This window comes from Thermoactinomyces daqus, from assembly GCF_000763315.1.
GTDB lineage: Bacteria > Bacillota > Bacilli > Thermoactinomycetales > Thermoactinomycetaceae > Thermoactinomyces_A > Thermoactinomyces_A daqus.
In genome coordinates this window covers 1-17,962 of record NZ_JPST01000005.1, presented here as the reverse complement: position 1 = coordinate 17,962, position 17,962 = coordinate 1, and the positions used below count along the sequence as shown (strand labels likewise).

Below are 17,962 nucleotides of genomic sequence, written 5' to 3'. Positions count from 1 at the left end.
GAGCGCGCGTGGCATTCGATAATCTGCCCGATCTTTTCGAAATTGGCGAGTATTATCCGCACCCAGCCCATGAAGACCGGATCATGCGGTACAAGTATAATAAAAAGCTCTTTAAAGGCGAGCATCAAGAGATATTCAAGACTTACACGAACCAGTTAAAGCGCGATCTCGGCCAGGACGTCCTTTATGTCGCGTCGAATATCGCGGGCATCATCTGCAAAAAATCAGCCGATTTCCTTTTCGGTGAGAAGCCGATTTTCAGCGCGGGCAATAGCGAAAACTCGCCGGAACAGGCGAAACTCAACGAGTACGTCGATAATAACCATCTCCATATAACGAACTATGAGAGCGCGCTCTCGAACGCATACCGCGGCGACTCGTTCTATAAGATCATGTGGCGCCAGGAATACGGCGGAGAGTTACCGCAGGATATCGACCCGTTCCGCGTATTCATCAGCGCGCAGAATGCCGAGTATGTTTTTCCGCAAACCGACCCGAACGATGCGACTCGGATCATCGCGTACCATATCGCCTATCCGCAACAAATCGTGGGCGATAACGTACCGCCGCAAGTGCCGGGAAGCGGATATATCCCGACAAACAATACGCAGGCACTCGCGCAAGTGCCGAACGTGCGGCACGAATGGATCTTAAACGTTGAATCTCATTATCCCGGCGAGATCCGCTATCGTAAATTCAAAATGGACGAGGTGCAGTACGACGCGAATCTCGGCGAGGTCGTAACGTGGCGCATTACAGAAGAGATTGACGCAGGAAAAGATCCCGTCATAACAGGCGTACCGTTCCCGTTAGTTGTTCACGTCCCGAACTACGCGACGGACGACACATGGGAGGGAATCGACGACCTCTCGGAGCATTACGGACTCCTCGAGGAGATAAACAATCGCTTGACACGGATCGCTGCGATTCTCGACAAACACTCCGATCCTGCGATGGCGGTCCCGGCGGGCTCGCTCCAAGAGGACGAGAACGGGAACCCGGTATTTTATCCCGGCCGCGACAAAATGTTCGAGGTCATGGATAAAAACGACATCATCCCGCAGTATATCACCTGGGACGGCCAACTTCAGGCTGCTTTTGAGGAGCTAAAAATGGTCGTCGACCAATTGCTTATGAACGCGGAGATCCCGCCCGTTGCATTGGGTCGCGATAACTCCGGGACTTCGGGCGCGTCCGGCCTGTCGATTAAGTTTCGCATGAACTCGTTACTCGCAAAAATTAACCGGAAGCGCCAATATTACGAGAAAGGACTAAAGCAAGTCCTTTTCATCGCGCAATTACTCGAGCAGGCGCGGCGCAAGGCGACCAGAAAGCCCGTCGACTTTACGCCGACCATTCCGCGCATTCACTTTAAGGATGGCTTACCACGGGACGACATGGAACTCGCACAAATCGCGTCGATCCGTACCGGCGGTAAGCCGACATGGTCGCAGAAAACCGCGATCATGGTACTCGACGACAAAACGGACGCGCAGGCGCAACAAGAGCTCGACGCGATTCAGCAAGACGAACAGGCCACGCGGCGCTTCAGACGATCTTCGGGACGGAAGCGCTCAGCGGTATGATGACGCTTATTAATGCTTCGCCGGGACAATTCAAAAAATTAAAGCAATCGCTTCTCGACTCGGCGGGCGCATCCGCGCAAATGGCGCAGCAAATGCAAAACAACTTGAAAGGCGCCGTCGAGCAGCTCGGGGGAGCCGCGGAAACTGCCGCGATTCAATTCTATAATGGGCTATCTCCCGCGCTGAAAGACGTTGTCGTAAGGCTGACCGACTTTTTGAATAAACTCTCGGAAAATGGAGCTTTCCAACGCTTCGGCCAAGAGATCGGAAAGCTAATCGAATTCCTCGCGAGTGGTGAGGGTCGCTTTATCTTAACCGCAAGCGCGATCGCTCTCGTCGGGTCGAAAATCGTGTCGATGCTGCCAACCGTCGGGGAGCTTACGATCGCGGTCCGCGGATTATGGGCGTCATTAGCTGCGGGCGAACTCGCGCTCGGTCCCGCTGGATGGCTTGTCGCTGGACTCTCGATCGTGGGCGGATTAATGGCAGCGACCGCGGGGGATGTCCGCGAATATACCGGCGTTACCGTCCAGTCGGTAAAATCTACTCTTTCGCAGATCAGCGCGCAAAATAAGCTCATCGACTCATTTACCGCGTTGCAACAAAAGAGCAACCTCACGACGGCTGAGTTCGGGCGATATCTCGACCTCCAAACGCGCCTTAAAACGGAAACCGACCCCGCAAAGCAACGTCAACTCGCGAACGAAATGGCGAACCTACAGAAAAAGTCGGGACTGTCTAATACGGAATTACAGCGCATGGTCGACTTAAACGCGAAGATCGTCCAAACGATGCCGCAGGCCGCGACGACCGTCACCAACTACGGGAACAAAATCGCGAGCGCTGCGTCACAAGTTCGCAAAATGAACGACGAGCAGTGGAAAATGACCGAGCTTAAGCTATGGACGCAAGTCGCGAACGGGGTCGCAAATGTCGCACAATGGCAAAAAGAGGCGGCAAACTACGCGAAGCAATACAACGAGGCATCGGCGAAAGCTATGAAGGCGCAACAAGATCTCGCCAAAATAACACCGCAGGTAACCGCGGCGGAAAATGCGCTCGCAGAAGCGCGTAAAACCGGGAATGGCGCGGCGATTAGAAACGCGGAGCAATACCTCCTCAAACTGCAGCTCCAGAAAAAAGAGATCGAGGATCAGTTGAATGAATCGACCGCTATCGCAGATGCGAACTATAAAAGTTTACAAGCATCTAATGCAAAAATCGCATCGCTGAAAAGCCAGCAAGCTCTTTTAAAAGAAATAATTTTCCAAGAGCACGGGATCACACAAGAGAACCTAAAAAGCATCCCCGCGCTCCAAAAACAGGTCGATTTAAATAATATTAAATTAGTAAAGCTACAGCTCCAAAAAGACGAACATCGCGGAAATACAAAAGAAATAGATGCGCAAATCAAAAAGCTCACCGATCAGAATAAATCGTATCAAGACGCGATCAACAAGCTAAAACAAATCGAAGGCAGTCAGCAAGACATAGGCGGCGAGATCGATAAAAACAAGAAAAAGCAACAAGATTTAAACGCAGAAATCAACAAAAAGACGAAAAAGAATATCGACAACTCCGACATGGACAAAGGGAAGCAAAAGGTCGACGACGTAAACAATCGCATCCATCAGACGATAAAGAAAAATATCGACCTCTCGCAGTTCGGAATAGGCATAAAAAACGCAGACACAATGAATGGCAAAATTCGCAGCGTCGTAATGAAACCCGTCGACCAGTCGTCGATTAACTCCGCAATTAGTCAAGCGAACTCGTTGCACCAAAATTTAGGGCGGAGCCAAACGAAACACGTATCAATTTTTACGACGATATACGAAACCATCAAGTCGATTGTAACCGGCGAGCATCATCACGGAGGAATCGTAAAACGACACAGCGGCGGCCCCATTCCCGGTGGCGTTGTCCCTGGCCGCGAAGAGGTTCTCGCTCGCTTGATGGGCGGCGAAATGGTGCTCACGCAGCACCAGCAGGCGAAACTGTGGGCGCTCATCAATGATGCGACGACATTCGCGGCTAATAGCAACGCGGCAACCGGAGCGGAAATCGGAGACGGACAGAAAATCGAGTGGCACACGACCGTCGTGCTTGACCGTCGCGTCTTAGGAGAAGCAGTCGACGAGGTTATGTATGATCGACAAACTAATAAGCTACGCGCGAAAGGCATCAACGGGAAAAGGAGGGCGTTTTAATGGAAATCAATTTTAACGGGGTATCAAGCGCAGATCATTCGCTAATCGTAACGCAGGTTAAGCGCGGCGTCCTCCCTCCCAAAGCCGCGCAAATGCTAACGGCTCCCGGACGTCCGGGGGCGTACTTCTTCCGCTCCGAGACGGGCGTCACTACGTTTACGGTCTCGTTCGATCTTATCGGAGAGGCTACGATCGCCGATTTCGAGAATAGGAAGCGCCTCATCGCCGAATGGCTCGACGTCGATGAGCCCGCGCCGCTCGTTTTCGACTATGAGCTCGATAAAACCTACTATGCGATTCCCGACGGTAACTACGACCTTGAACGAGCGGGGACTTACGGATCGTTTGACGTGACGTTCATCTGTCCCGATCCGTACGCTTACGGGATCACGAAAACGGGGACAGTCGCGCAAGTATACCCGGCATTCAGTCGCGGCGGAGGTATCCGCTATAGGAACGACGGGACGCAAGTCACCGCGGATTATCCGTATTACCAGCCGGGAAAATTCGGCGACGCGATTCTCATCGAGGAAGGCACGTCGAATCTCCTCACGACCGCGAGCGTTCCCGCGGCAGAAGAGGTCAGCGTTACGCAAGGCGGAAACTATACGCTCAGCATTTACGGAACGAACCCGAGCGCCAAAATCGAGCATAAGCGCGTCGAAAATATCGCGAATACGACTCTCGCAAAAGAGGGCACCGATTTCTCGCAAACGATCGACACGACATGGAACACCGGAACATTATCGGGAACAGTCGCCGCCAGCGACGGAACGAATCAATACGGCATTCTTCAACTCGCGAAAAGCGGGACGGATCTCTCGAAAACTTGGACGAGTGACACGGACTTCAGCGGTGGATCGTTTTCAGGTACCGCGGTTTATGGAACGGGTACAAACGCTTATATCGCGCTAAATAACCAGCCTAACTGGGGCACCCGCGACGGCATGACGAGCCTCTCAACGTGGAATGGCTCCGGTACTGCTGGAGCGACCGTCGATCCCGGCGGATTTATCCGCGTTACATCGTCCGCGTCGGTGAATGTTGGGATCGATCGGCAACCAGCCGTTACATTTACGAATGGCTTTACGCTTGATTTCCGCGCACGTACGAGCGACGGAAACAGCTCGTTTTATATCTCGGACGGTTCCGTTCGATTTAGCGACGCGATTCCGTCGACTAATGGTAATTGGTCTTGGTTCCGTATCCGTATTACGAACTCAACGACGGGCTACCTTTACCAAGACGGGACACTCATCAAGACGCTCACGAGTTCGTCATATTCGACTCGGCGGATTCTCCTCGGATATCGTTCGTCAGGAACTGCGGGCGCGACGTACGATTTCGACGCGGTATACTTTACGATCGGCGCTGACTACGGACCGCCTCCCGCGAATCATACCTATACGGGGACTTATATTTCGCCTGGTCTGGACTTATCGTCTGTGGCGCTCGAAGGTACTTCCAACTGGACAGGAACAACATCAAACAGCTCCCTTTATTCTTTGGAAGTAGGAACAAACACGATCGAATTTCAGGCCGGGACGTATTCGGGCGGTTCTGTAACATGGGATACGACGTGGAGTTCGGAATTTCCATATACTAAAGGGGCGGATCTTACAAATAAATGGGTACGGTGGCGCACAACACAATCGATCAAAGATTCGGGCGACGCTCCATGGCTCCGTGATATAACTATTTCGCTCACCTCTGGTTATGTTGCATCGGGATCTTATGAGTCGCCAGTTGTCGACATCTCGCAAGTTGGTAAAGCGGCTAGTACCTTGCAAAACTGGACGATGTTTAGCACACAACCTCCGGGGACTACTGTTACGCTATCGACGCGATATTCTCTCGACGGAGGATCGACATGGAGCGCGTACGCAGACACGACGAACGGCGGCACGATTCCCGGCATCTCGCAGTCGACCGACCTCAGCAATGCGCGCTTTCAATATAAATTTACGCTATCGACGACGGACGTCGGAGCGACTCCTCAAATCGATAAAACGACGTATACCTTTACGACCGGATACAAGACATCGCAGACGTTCACACTTCCGGGATATTCCGTAGGGTCGATTGGCACGTCCGCGGGATCTCTCGCATCGTGGACGGAGACGAAACCATCCGGTACGAATATCGTCGTCGAATCGAGCCTTGATAATACGAACTGGTCAGTGGTAACGAATGGCGGGACATTATTCGCGAATGGAACGGACTTAACCGGAAAAACGCTCTATTTGCGCTATACACTTTCGACCACGGATACGAGCCAAACGCCGACGATGGGCGCGTCGTTAACGTGGAAGATCGCGCAACAAGACCCGGCGAAGATAATCCCGGCGACTTCTACGCTCTCTTTCACCCCGACGAACGTCGCGCGCTGGCAGCTAGAGGCGAAGCCGTACGCGACCGGCTGGCAGCCGTACGGGACGGCACGAAACGCAGAGACACTCACGTATAAGGCAAGCATTTTAAACGCCGCGCAAGGCACGGCCGAGCTTTGGGCGTACGAGGAAGGCGAAAATGCTGTTCGGCGCTACCTCCTCGACATCGACGGCTCGAGCCGCTTTTCGCTCTATCGCGATACGGACGGAAAATATCACGTCGTATTTAACGGTACGGACGCGATGAGCACGAACGCTCCCGCTGTCGGCTGGCATCACGTCGCGATTCGTTGGAACGGAATGGACGTCGCGCTATTCATCGACGGAGCACAAGCCGCAAGCGCTACGCTCGCGGATGCAGTCGCATTCACTGGTGCGACGAAGCTATACGTCGGAAGTCGAAACGACGGGACGCTCCAATGGAACGGTCTTCTCGACGATCTCATGATCTCGAACATCGCACGCTCAGACACGGAGATTCTCGCGCATGCAACGAACGGGCAGCCGATGACACCGGACGAAAACAAAACGCTAAAGCTCACTTTCGACGATTCGCTCGCGCCGTCTATGGATACGAGCGACATCGCCAACAACGGGACCGCGCCGACTTATCCGGTTATTACCGCGACGATGGGTCAGGCGTCAACGTACCTAAAAATATCGAGCGGCGCCGATTTCGTTTATATCTCGCGGAACTTCGTAGCGGGTGACGTCGTCGTGATCGACTGCGCGAAGGCAATCGCGACAGTTAATGGCGTTCGTGTACCCGTGAGCCTCGATTCGAACTTCTTCGCGCTGAGCAAAGGGGCGATCAATATTACGACCGACCCCGCGGGAGTCGCCGACGTGACGATCTCGTACGCTGAGAGGTGGAAATGATGCTTGATCGGATCTTTCTATTTGATAATACGGAAACTTATCGCGCCGTAGCGGTTAACGACAACCCCGGCGCGCTTTCCTTTTTTGACGCCGTATGGACGGAAAAGTTAAATGCGGAAGTCACGCTCGAATTTAGCGTAGACGCGAATCATCCCGACGCGCAATACGTCGTCGAGGACGGCTACGCGGTGATACCAGACCTCGACAACGGGTATCAGGCGTTTATCATCCGCAAGGTCGACGAAACTCACTCCGCGCAGGGGCTTGTCAAGCATGCATACTGCGAAAACGCCGCGAATGAGCTTCTCGATGAGCCCATCCGCGAATACTCGACCGCGTCGGATAATCCCGCGAACATCCTCGAGCAACTACTCAGCGGGACGCGCTGGCAAGTCGGGACAGTCGATACATTCGCTGCACAGGCTTTCAGCGTCAAATATAAAAGCGTATTGGCCGCGATTCAGGACGTTTTAACCACGTTCGGAGGCGAGATCCGCTTCCGCGTTGAGTTCACTCCAGGAAATGCAACGATCACCGGGCGCTATGTCGACTTAGTGATGCAACGCGGGAGCGATACTGGGCGCCGCTTCGAGTATAGCCGCGACATTACTTCGATTAAGCGGACGGGGGACTCGGGCGAATTAAAAACCGCGCTGATCGGACTCGGAAAAGCGGACACCGACCCGGAAACGGGCGTCGAATCGCGCGTAACATTTACCGACATTGTCTGGTCGAAGGCCAACGGCGACCCCGTCGATAAGCCAGCGGGACAAGATTGGGTCGGAGATCCCGACGCGCTAAATGCTTACGGCAGGCTTAACGCGGACGGATCGCTCCGTCATCGCTTCGGATTCTTCGAGGATGCGGACGAATCCGACCCCGCGAACCTTCTCCGCAAAGCATGGGACGCGTTGCAGGCGATGAAAGTCCCTGCCGTTCAATACGATATGAGCGTCGTCGATCTCGAGCGCTTGACCGGATACGATCATATGAAGGTACGGCTCGGCGATACGGTACACGTTATCGACCGCGAGTTCGCGCCGGCATTACTCGTTGAGGCGCGCGTGATTGAGATTGACCGCTACCTGAACGAACCAGAGAAAACGCAAATCAAGCTCGGGAACTTCGCGCCAGAGCTCACCGACGGCGCCGATCGACTCCAAAACATCGAGCAACGGCTCGCGGACCGCTCCGGCGTATGGGACGGAAAAATCGGACTCGGGCAGGTAATCGACGTCTATAATAACGAGATCCGAAGCTCGAACGGGTACGTTTATATCACGGACCAGGACGGAATTCTCGTACTCGATAGGCCTAAAGATCAAAACCCGACAAAGGCCGTACGCATTAAAGGCGGTATCGTGGGGATCTCGGACAATTACCAAGGCGACAATACCGTCTACAGAACCGCGCTTGACGGCTCGGGAATCGTCGCGGACGTTATCACGACGGGGACGATGCAAGCCGACCGCATCAAAGGCGGGAACCTGACGCTCGGCGGCTCCGGCCAAATGGGTCATATGTGGGTCTATGACGAAAACGACAAGCTCGTCGCGGACTTCGACGCAGGATACGGCGGATATAAAACGCTATTCGTCGGCGATCTCAAGAGCCCGACGGTAGTCGCGCGCACTCCCTCGGAAATGAAGCAGGACAGCTATTACAACCCGGCGCCGTATACGCTCTATGTACGCCCGACAGGGGACGACGTGAACGGCGACGGATCAAGCGCGAACCCCTTCCGCACGATTCAGCGTGCGATCGACTATATCCCGACGTATAACTCGGCGGTATGGACGATCGACTGCAAAACGCCGTCGGGCTCTTCCGCTTATGAGTATTACGAACACGTCGAGATTCAGGGATTCGTAGGGGACGGATATATTAAAATCGACCTCTCCGGCTCATATTTCATGGGCGAGATTAGAATGTCCGCGAACCTCCAATATATCGAGATCGTCGGGGGAAAATGGCGCCATGATGGAATACAGCACCCGCTCGACACGCGCCCATATGCGACGATAAACTGCCTGCGTACGCATTGGGTTTATCTCCATGACGCAGTAATTTTCGCGGATAATGCGGATTATTGCGTCGCTTCGCAAGCGGCGCACATCATCTTATCGAAAGTGAAGCTCGTTAACTCGAAGGTGTCCGCTTTATATGCCCGCGACGGCGGATCGATTCACGGTGCGAACCTCTCCGGGTCGGGACATTCGTACGCGGTTATGGCGGCCGCTTGCGGTCACATATCACTTATCGACCAAAACACAGGAATTACGACCCCGATCCCTGCCGCGTCCGCAAATGCCCAAACAGCAGGAGGCGGAACGTTTTTGTATAACGGATCACTCGTGACGTCGTCATATTCGGAAACGCCTCCGATGACGGGTTTTACTCGCCAGCTCCTGCCGTTCGACGGCGACTCTTGGCGATATTCAAAAATCGGCCAATCATACGACGGCGGAAACGTCGACGACGGTTACGGGTGGCAGAACGACTCCGACCCGATGCAAGGCGCGGAATTTTACGCGCGCGATAACGATTACGGACACAATCACGCCGGCTTTGTCTGGTGGTGGTCGACTGACCTATCCGACCTACAGACGACGCTCGCAGGAAAAACGATTGTTTCCGTACGCCTTCGGTTTAAGCGCTTGAATGAGTTCGGAGTAAACCAGCCGCATAATATAAAGGTTTGGATTCACGATTACTCGAAAACTGGATCGGAGCCCGCGACATTCGACCCCAAATCCGCCTTAACTAACGGGACGGTCGTCGGTACCTATCAATGGGGTGATGACATCGCGGCGAACCTCCCGACATCATTTGCGACGGCGATCATAAACGGGACGATGGGCGGTATCGCGTTTTTTAATGAAGACTACACGCAAAGCGCGAAAATCGCGCTTAATTCAGTGATTATGGAAATCTCGTATAAGTAGCAAATAAGGAGGAGCGGTCGATGAAAATCGTAATCTATGACAGCTCACGCATAATTGACGTAATCGAAGGATGCGAGGGCGTCGTCGTCGATGGCAACAACGTCATATGGCAAGGCGGAGCGCTCGAAGGAATTAACGCCTCGTTTGTGGTCGTGGACGACTCCGTCGATGCATCCGCGGCCACTCCCGAGCTTATCGCGGCGGACCAGTCCGCGAACCTAAAGCCTCACCGCGTAATAGTAGACGAGCGACTCGCAGCGCTCGAACAAAAAGTCGCAGACCTCGAGCAACGTGTCGCGGCACTGGAGGCGCGGGGATGATAGCGCCTTTCCATCCGGGGAGGGGGTGCAGTATGAGCAGCGCTTATAAATTCGCGGTATCAATCGCGGGCAGCATATTCGGATATCTTTTCGGAGAATGGAGCGCATTATTTACGACCCTCCTCGTTCTATCCGTCATCGACTTTCTATCGGGAATACTCGCCGGGACTATTCGCGGAGAATTGAGCTCGAAAAAGGGGACGGTCGGCATCGTCCGAAAAATCCTCATGTTTTTCGTGATCGCTGTCGGCCATCAACTCGACGTCATGCTCGGGACTCATGCCGCGATTAGAGACGCGACTCTCGTCTTTTACGCCGTAAACGAGGTTATTTCAATATTCGAAAATTGCGGACGGGCGGGCATGCCGTTGCCGGATAAAGTCATGAAGGCGATCGACGTGCTCCGCGAGTCCGATTATAAAAAAAAGGGAGAGTGATACGAATGCAACCAATGAGCGCCGGTAAAGTCAAAGGGATCGACGTCTCGCACCATAACGGCGCGATTAACTGGTCGCAGGTCAAAAGCGCAGGGGTTCAGTTCGTCTATATCAAAGCGACCGAGGGGCGAACATATACCGATCCGACGTTTCTTACGAACGTCAAAGGCGTAAAGGCCGCAGGACTTAAAGTCGGCGCGTACCATTTCGCGAATCCGGCGAACCGCGCAAGCGACGACGCAGCGAACTTCATCAACGCGCTAAAAAAGATCGATTATGACTTAATGCCGGTACTCGATCTCGAGAGCGCGCCTACCGGAATGACTGCTGCGCAACTCGTCGCCTGGGCGAAAGATTTCTTAAGTCGCGTCGAGGCCGCGACAGGTAAACGCGCGATGATTTACACGGGTGTGTGGTTCGCGAACAAATACGCCGGATTTAACTCCGCGCTCGCCGATCGTCCGCTTTGGGTGTCGTACTATAAGACGACTCTGCCATCGAGCTTCGCAGGCTGGACGAAATGGACCGCCTGGCAGTATACAGACTCCGGTAAAATCGTAGGGATAAGCGGTAACGTCGACCTCAACATCGCGGAAAGTCTGGATGATCTCCTCGCGGACACTGTCGCCGCATACGATGCTAACCCGGCATTTCATCGTGCGCTGTCGCTTACCTCGCCTTATATGAGAGGCGCGGACGTAAAAGCGGTACAGGAGCGCCTGGGCTCGAAACCCGACGGAATTTTCGGACCGAAGACGAAAGCAGATGTCGAGATGTGGCAAGCGCACCACGACATGGACGCGACCGGAGCCGTCGATGAGATGACGTGGCGCGCGCTCTTTAATCACGAGAATGACTACGACAAAAACGAAAAATATCATCGTTCGCTCAGCTATACAATCCCGATGATGCGCGGCGCGGATGTGGAGCGCTTACAAGGTCGCCTTAAAATCCCGATTAATGGATTTTTCGGGCCGAAGACTCGCGAATCCTTAATTATGTGGCAAGAGCGTCACGACGCGGACGGGAACGCGGTCGAAGTCGGAAAAGGGCTGCGCCCGTCTGGCGGTGTAGACGAGACGACATGGTTCGCACTTTTCCCCGATGACCGCCCAGAGGAGCCCACGCAACCTCAACCGGAGCCCGAACAACCAGCGCCACAGCCAACGCCGGAAGCGCCGAGCAATCCCTCGCCGGAACCGAAGCCAGAACCAGAAAAGCCGCAAGATCCGAAACCGGAACCAGCAGAACCTGCGCCCGCTGAGTCGGGCGAACAACCCGAACCGCCAAAGGAGGATAAACCCGTGAAAAATAACCCGTTTGCATGCATCGACTGGAAAGCGCGTTTAAGGAACCGCTGGTTTTTAATGGCCGTTGGCGCGTTCATTCTGCGCATGTTGACGTCGCATGGACTGCTCGATCAAGCGATCGCGAACGAGTACGAGCAATATATAAACGAGATCCTCGATCTCTTAATGTTCGTCGGGATTGTCGTCGACCCAACGTCGAAAGGCATCAGCGACGATCAGAAATCGGAAGAGTCCGCGCAAGAAAAAGCGCAGGAAAATGCGCAATAAATGCGCGATAAAAAAGAAAAGCCCTCCCGCAAATGGGAGGGCGTTATTTATTCGCTATTTTTCCTGCGGTATGGATCGCGTCCTGGAGTTTCGCGAGTCCTTTATTAAAAAGATTGGCCGTGTCGTCTCCACTTTGTGCAATCGCGGCTTGCGTAAACTCTTTATCCGCGCTTTGTAGATCAGAAAAAATCGCGAGATGCTCTTTTTCGTAAGAAGTCGGGGCGGATGTTTCCGCGAGATTAATCACCTCTTTTGTCGTGAGCTGGTCTATTTCATGTATAACGTCCTGCTGCGCACGTAAAGAAGCGGAGTTGTTATACTCTTTTATTTTCGCATTAACTTCGTCTGTCAATTTGCTCATATGATTCGCGATGAACGTCTGATACTCGGAATCGCTCATCTCATGAAATGTCTCCGCAGTAGATGGCGGGACGGTCTGAGAGCAACCGCATGCACTTACTAATAACCCCGCAGCAATTAAACCGCCATACATAATATTTGACCACTTCGACATTACAATCGCCTCCGTTTTTATCCCTCTATTTCTAATATACGAGGCACGCTGCCATTTTCGCGCACTTTTAGCGAAAATTTTTTCTATTATATTCCCGTTGACATCCCGCGAATGGGTTTATATAATAGTAAATGTTCCGCGCAAGATTAAAGCGCGCACGACACCCGAGGCACTCGAAATTGATTTATCGTACAATCCTAGCGATGACGAGTTTCGAGTAATACGAATGCCCGCGAATCTTACGCGATGACGCATTCGCTGAAAATCGCTATACGCCTAGCGCAAATATGCCGAAGTGGCGGAATTGGCAGACGCGCACGACTCAAAATCGTGTTCCCGAAAGGAGTGTGGGTTCGAGTCCCACCTTCGGCACCAACCTCTTGCTGGGGTGGCGGAATAGGCAGACGCACAGGACTTAAAATCCTGCGGTAGGTGACTACCGTGTCGGTTCAAGTCCGACCCTCAGCACCAAGCATGCGGAAGGCCTTGCCCGGAAGGAGCAGGGTCTTTTTTTGTGATAAGTGCGTTGCGATTTGGGCTTGGTTTCCCTTTCTCCCTCCTGATCCTCCCGGCAATTCCTGAATCTTTGCCTCTCTGAAGTCAAATAAAGGAAAGTGGTGTATAATAACGGAGGAGGGGTTGCGATGAAATCTCCGGCTTATGAGACAAATACCCGTTATTCCTACCGGGATTATTTAAGTTGGGATCCGGATGAGCGCTGGGAATTGATCGATGGTCTCCCGTATAACATGACTCCGGCCCCCTCATCGAAACACCAAGAGATTTTGGGTAATATCTTCGTTCTCTTTTACCAGTATTTGAGCGGAAAACGGTGCAAGGTTTACTTGGCTCCGTTTGAGGTGCGCCTTTCGGAGAAAGAGGAGGATGAGCACACCTTTAACGTTGTGCAACCGGATTTGTCCATTATCTGTGATCCGCGGAAAATCGATGAGCGCGGGTGCAAAGGCAGCCCGGATCTGATTGTGGAAGTGCTCTCGCCGGGTATCGCCGAGAAGCGCGACAAAACCGACAAATTTGAGCTTTATCAAAAATATAAGATCAAAGAATACTGGATTGTTGACCCGTTTAATGAAAATGTGGAAGTTTTTCTGCTCGAGAATAACCGTTTTGCCAACCGGCAGGTTTATGTCAAGGGCGATGTTTTTACGGTCAGCATTTTCAGCGATCTCTTAATTGATCTGAACCGGATCTTTAAAGACGAGTCTTTCGAATAATCGGGAGGCTATTTTTTTTGCATAAAAACATGAGCCAATAAACCGTTTGTTGACGGAGGCATGATCAAGTATCCCGGATTCCCCGGGGCGGATTATTTATGTAAAAAGGGTTGCTGACCTGAACGAGAGCAAGGGACTGGAGGCGTCAGGATCAGCAACCCGTTTGTTTGTTATTTACAATGGCACTTGTGATGACGGTGACGGTGGTGGTGGCGACGGCGCGGGCAACAGATCAAGAAGCATCGACGGCGTCTTCTTCTTCTGCAGCACATACCCATCACCTCCTTTCAAACGGGGTAAGAACCTGGATAAAAGATTGAAGATCTATGAGAAGGAGTAAAGAGGGGAGTGCATCGGAGAAGAGATGATCAGAATCTATCATATTATATGAACGGGGAGAAGATAGAGTAACGGACAAGTTGCTCAGTTTGGCACAAACAGGCTGAATCGGCGAAAAATTATGCATAAATGGACTGTGTTTGATTAATTTTTAATAATATTACCATTTTCGCTTGCCATTTGTTTTAAAAAGGTGTATTTTATTATAAAGCCAGTCGGAATACACGGGATTTAGTCGAGTAATATTCCGACTCCTTGTAAAACTTTATTTACATAGAGGAGGTCTTGTCTATGGCTGATCTGGACGCCAATGTTCTTGTGACCACTGAGTGGTTAGCGGAGCACAAAGATGATCAAAATGTGCGTTTGGTAGAAGTTGATGTGGATACAACGGCTTATGATACCGGGCATATCGAAGGGGCGATCGCCTGGAACTGGACGACACAATTGAACGACCAAGTACGCCGGGATATTCTTACCCCTGAGCAATTGGCGGAACTGTTGGGAAAATCCGGCATTACCCCTGATACGGAAATCATTCTTTACGGTGATAACAATAACTGGTTTGCAGCTTATGCTTATTGGCAACTGAAAATTTTTGGTCATGATAAAGTGAAATTGATGAACGGCGGACGCAAAAAGTGGGAATTGGAAGGACGCCCGTTTGTTAAAGAGGTGCCGTCAGTAACGGCAGTGCAATATCCGGTCAAAACGGCTGATCAGTCGATTCGTGCTCTCTATCAGGATGTGAGATCGGCCATTGGCAGCGATTCCACTGTACTGGTTGACGTTCGCAGCCCGCAGAGCCCGCAGGAATTCAGCGGTGAAGTAATCGCACCCCCGGGCATGACGGAAACGGCCCAACGCGGAGGACACGTACCGGGAGCCGTGAACATCCCCTAGGCAAAAGCGACCAATGAAGACGGTACCTTCAAATCCCTTGATGAGCTGAAAGAACTTTATAACTCGCTTGGCGTTACTCCGGACAAAAACGTGATCACCTATTGCCGGATCGGCGAACGTTCGGCACATACCTGGTTCGTCCTGCGCGAATTGCTCGGCTTCAAAAATGTCCGCAACTATGACGGCTCCTGGACCGAATGGGGCAGTATGGTCGGAAACCCGATCGAGCGGTAAACAATGAAACTGGAACCTCAATCCATTGCAGGCGAACCGATTTTACGGCAATTATATGCGACGGTCTTCACGGGGACGAAATTGGAAAAACTTCCCCTGTTTTTCGATGCCAAGGTGCTCGATCATTATCGGCAAAATCCCAATTTCCAAATCATTCGGACGGATACTTCCGGAAGATTAAAGAAAACCGGGGGCTGGTCACTCGATTTCGGCATCAGCGGCGAGGGCGATTCCATTATCCAAGTCGCGCTGGAGAGTTTGGCCGGACGCCTTCCGGAGTCGGAACATGAGCATTGGCTTTCCCATGTCATAACGCTTCCCCTCAGCAGCAACTATGTAAAAGGATTAATTCGGCCCGGTTGCCTGGATGATGGTCCGATCCGGCCGTGGTAACAGGCAAAAACCGTCCGGTTCAGCGGAACATGCCGCTCGAGCCGGACGGTTTTTTAGGATGAACGCAGAAAAGTATGCTGGTTTTTATAGAAAAATACGGCTTTTTGCCGACACCGAATTGCAGCGAAGGGTTCGGGTTATCCGCATGTAACAGTCGGGCCGCGGAAAGTGATGTTACAGCAGAATTAGGATGTTTTGCACAACGGTTAAAAGGGGATTTTCTCCTTGTCCGCAGCATTGCCTGTGGCTACGTCGGGATGAGTGGGGAAAATCGGAGACCCGGGAGGGAACCAGGATGAAAAGAGCATTGGAAAAAAGAGAGATTCCGAGGATCGGTGCCGCGGTCACCTTTTTGGGCTTTGGCGCTTTGGAAATCGGACGGGACTGGGGATTGGGAGACGGCAGGGAGAGGCAAAAGCCTGACGACAGACAAGCGGAAAAAGTACTGCATGCGGTGCTTGATGCCGGCATCAATCTCATCGATACAGCCAGCGCGTACCACCGGAGTGAAGAGCGGATCGTCAAGTTTTTGTCCTCCCGCCGCCATGAATTTATTCTCGCCACCAAATGCGGAGAACACAGCAAAGAACCGGACACCTACTACGATTTTTCCTACCGCGCCGTCAAAGAGTCGATTGACCGCAGTCTCAAGCAGTTGCAAACCGATGTGATCGACATTATGCAAATCCATTTTGGACCTGACCCCGAACGGGTAATTGATGAGGGGGAAACGCTGGCCGCGATGAAGGATGCGCAGAGGGAAGGAAAGATCCGTTACCTCGGTGCCTCGATCGACGGGGAATTGGCCACGCGGTTAATCGAATCGGGCGAATTTGACGTAATGCAAATGGGATATAATCTTCTTGATCAAACCAACGAAAAAAACATTGCCCTTTGCCGTGAAAAAGGAATTGGCGTCTTCATCCGTTCCGGCCTGGCCGCCGGCCTCCTGTCCGCCCGTGTCCTGCCTCATCTGAACGAGCAATTCAAGCATAAGAAGAAAGTGCTCGCCCTGCTGGAACTCGTCGGCGGAAACGGTGACCAACTGACGGCTCTCGCTCTGCAATTCCTCTATCGGAATCCGGGTATCAGCTCGATCCTGGTCGGCAGCAAACGACCGGAGCGAATCGGGCAAAACATCGCATTATTGCAACAGGAGATTTCCGATCATTTGCTGGAAAAAGCGCTGGAGATCGTAAACGATTAAAATTAGCGAAGAACCGGCCCATAAAGAGTTAGAGGCCGGTTCTTTGTGCTGAGGGATGAGCTTTGGGGGTGTAAGAAATAGCAGAACTAATCGATTGGTTTAATCGTTGGTTTTTTGCAGGAATTTGAATTTTGTAAATATATGATTAAAAATTTACTTTTATTTCTTGGAGACTTTTCTATATTTAAAATTGAACGCATTAGCATTAGGATCAAGAGGCTCAATTTTCCCTTGTTTTCTTAATCGTTGGAATGCCCTTTTTACTTTGTTCTCCGAGTTCTCTCCTGTCAAGTTTCGGATGATTTTGTTCGTTACAAACGAATGGTTTTCTAGATATTCCATAATCTGATCTTCGATTGAAGCAAGTTTTTGATGTTTTAATGTAACAACTACAGAATTTTCTAACTCCTCGATTTCCGGAGCCACAAGACCTGCTTTCATCATTGCATTCTTTGCAGTATTTAAACCTTCTCCAATATCATAATTAACTGGATCAGGTAGGTTATGGAGCAATCGGACAATATTAGGATTGCGTGCATATCGCTCATCCATAATATTTTCTTTTGTAATATAACCTGGTAGTTTTCCAGGACTTTGAATTTCTACTCGATTGTCGTAAATCCTAACATGAATGTCATCATTTAAACTATAGTCCCGATGAATAACAGCGTTTACAAGAATCTCTTTTAATGCTTCGTAAGGATAATTTAATTTAATTAAATTATCTCCAACTTGATATGAGTTAAGTCCGTATAATTGTGTAAAAATGGCAGCTGCGAAAAATAATTGAGCC

Annotated in this window: 13 protein-coding genes, 2 tRNA genes and 1 pseudogene; 14 read left to right on the top strand and 2 right to left on the bottom strand. The window is 51.6% G+C overall.

Translation table 11 applies throughout. The annotated features are described in order from the left end of the window. Positions 1 to 8: 8 nt before the first annotated feature. Genes JG50_RS0101860 through JG50_RS20845 form a run of 7 tightly spaced genes read left to right on the top strand, consistent with a single transcriptional unit; the run spans position 9 to position 12,344 of the window. The gene (locus tag JG50_RS0101860; RefSeq protein ID WP_235281576.1) at positions 9 to 1,586 is read left to right on the top strand and encodes a phage portal protein; all 1,578 of its coding nucleotides are present in this window, start codon (positions 9 to 11) and stop codon (positions 1,584 to 1,586) included. After that, positions 1,583 to 3,796 (top strand): phage tail tape measure protein, encoded by a 2,214-nt coding sequence (locus JG50_RS20575; protein ID WP_033099414.1) that lies wholly within the window; start codon positions 1,583 to 1,585, stop codon positions 3,794 to 3,796. The genes JG50_RS0101860 and JG50_RS20575 overlap by 4 nt, the downstream gene beginning before the upstream one ends. Further along, positions 3,796 to 7,065: a distal tail protein Dit gene (locus JG50_RS0101850; RefSeq protein WP_033099413.1), complete on the top strand. Its 3,270-nt coding sequence runs from the start codon at positions 3,796 to 3,798 to the stop codon at positions 7,063 to 7,065. The genes JG50_RS20575 and JG50_RS0101850 overlap by 1 nt, the downstream gene beginning before the upstream one ends. Then, positions 7,065 to 10,010, top strand: a complete 2,946-nt coding sequence (locus JG50_RS0101845) for a phage tail protein (protein ID WP_033099412.1) — start codon at positions 7,065 to 7,067, stop codon at positions 10,008 to 10,010. The genes JG50_RS0101850 and JG50_RS0101845 overlap by 1 nt, the downstream gene beginning before the upstream one ends. Before the next feature lie 20 nt (positions 10,011 to 10,030). Next, positions 10,031 to 10,330, top strand: coding sequence for a hypothetical protein (locus JG50_RS0101840; RefSeq protein ID WP_033099411.1), 300 nt, complete (start codon positions 10,031 to 10,033; stop codon positions 10,328 to 10,330). Between the two features lie 32 nt (positions 10,331 to 10,362). Further along, on the top strand, positions 10,363 to 10,767 hold the full coding sequence (locus tag JG50_RS0101835) for a phage holin family protein (protein ID WP_033099569.1): 405 nt from the start codon (positions 10,363 to 10,365) through the stop codon (positions 10,765 to 10,767). A 5-nt stretch (positions 10,768 to 10,772) separates the two neighbouring features. Further along, positions 10,773 to 12,344, top strand: a complete 1,572-nt coding sequence (locus JG50_RS20845; protein ID WP_052153904.1) for a phage holin — start codon at positions 10,773 to 10,775, stop codon at positions 12,342 to 12,344. Positions 12,345 to 12,387: 43 nt separating this feature from the next. Here JG50_RS20845 and JG50_RS0101820 read toward each other — a convergent pair whose 3' ends face one another. Continuing rightward, a complete protein-coding gene (locus JG50_RS0101820) occupies positions 12,388 to 12,858 on the bottom strand; it encodes a hypothetical protein (protein WP_033099410.1) in 471 nt (156 codons plus the stop codon). Between the two features lie 289 nt (positions 12,859 to 13,147). On the opposite strand from JG50_RS0101820, the gene JG50_RS0101815 reads away from it, so the two are divergent. From JG50_RS0101815 to JG50_RS0101785, 7 genes and pseudogenes are all read left to right on the top strand, one after another. After that, a tRNA-Leu gene (locus JG50_RS0101815) sits at positions 13,148 to 13,233 on the top strand. A gap of 7 nt (positions 13,234 to 13,240) precedes the next feature. Continuing rightward, positions 13,241 to 13,329 (top strand) — tRNA-Leu (locus tag JG50_RS0101810). A gap of 173 nt (positions 13,330 to 13,502) precedes the next feature. Then, positions 13,503 to 14,093: a Uma2 family endonuclease gene (locus JG50_RS0101805; protein WP_033099409.1), complete on the top strand. Its 591-nt coding sequence runs from the start codon at positions 13,503 to 13,505 to the stop codon at positions 14,091 to 14,093. Positions 14,094 to 14,723: 630 nt separating this feature from the next. Next, complete coding sequence (locus tag JG50_RS18005) at positions 14,724 to 15,335, top strand: sulfurtransferase (RefSeq protein WP_220184932.1); 612 nt, start codon at positions 14,724 to 14,726, stop codon at positions 15,333 to 15,335. Between the two features lie 36 nt (positions 15,336 to 15,371). Then, positions 15,372 to 15,569, top strand: a pseudogene (locus JG50_RS20560) (sulfurtransferase); the annotation flags it as partial. Positions 15,570 to 15,572: 3 nt separating this feature from the next. Beyond that, positions 15,573 to 15,962, top strand: coding sequence for a hypothetical protein (locus JG50_RS0101795; RefSeq protein ID WP_033099408.1), 390 nt, complete (start codon positions 15,573 to 15,575; stop codon positions 15,960 to 15,962). Positions 15,963 to 16,257: 295 nt separating this feature from the next. Continuing rightward, complete coding sequence (locus tag JG50_RS0101785; RefSeq protein ID WP_052153903.1) at positions 16,258 to 17,169, top strand: aldo/keto reductase; 912 nt, start codon at positions 16,258 to 16,260, stop codon at positions 17,167 to 17,169. A 159-nt stretch (positions 17,170 to 17,328) separates the two neighbouring features. On the opposite strand, the gene JG50_RS0101780 is transcribed toward JG50_RS0101785, so the two are convergent. Next, positions 17,329 to 17,962: ATP-binding protein (locus JG50_RS0101780; RefSeq protein ID WP_327147035.1), on the bottom strand; the 634-nt coding region annotated here is incomplete at its 5' end.

Coding starts and splice junctions, on each gene's coding strand:
- JG50_RS0101785 (WP_052153903.1), top strand. CDS start 16,258: ATGAAAAGAGCATTGGAAAAAAGAGAGATTCCGAGGATCGGTGCCGCG.
- JG50_RS0101805 (WP_033099409.1), top strand. CDS start 13,503: ATGAAATCTCCGGCTTATGAGACAAATACCCGTTATTCCTACCGGGAT.
- JG50_RS0101795 (WP_033099408.1), top strand. CDS start 15,573: ATGAAACTGGAACCTCAATCCATTGCAGGCGAACCGATTTTACGGCAA.
- JG50_RS18005 (WP_220184932.1), top strand. CDS start 14,724: ATGGCTGATCTGGACGCCAATGTTCTTGTGACCACTGAGTGGTTAGCG.
- JG50_RS0101845 (WP_033099412.1), top strand. CDS start 7,065: ATGCTTGATCGGATCTTTCTATTTGATAATACGGAAACTTATCGCGCC.
- JG50_RS0101840 (WP_033099411.1), top strand. CDS start 10,031: ATGAAAATCGTAATCTATGACAGCTCACGCATAATTGACGTAATCGAA.
- JG50_RS0101820 (WP_033099410.1), bottom strand. CDS start 12,858: ATGTCGAAGTGGTCAAATATTATGTATGGCGGTTTAATTGCTGCGGGG.
- JG50_RS0101850 (WP_033099413.1), top strand. CDS start 3,796: ATGGAAATCAATTTTAACGGGGTATCAAGCGCAGATCATTCGCTAATC.
- JG50_RS0101835 (WP_033099569.1), top strand. CDS start 10,363: ATGAGCAGCGCTTATAAATTCGCGGTATCAATCGCGGGCAGCATATTC.
- JG50_RS20845 (WP_052153904.1), top strand. CDS start 10,773: ATGCAACCAATGAGCGCCGGTAAAGTCAAAGGGATCGACGTCTCGCAC.
- JG50_RS20575 (WP_033099414.1), top strand. CDS start 1,583: ATGATGACGCTTATTAATGCTTCGCCGGGACAATTCAAAAAATTAAAG.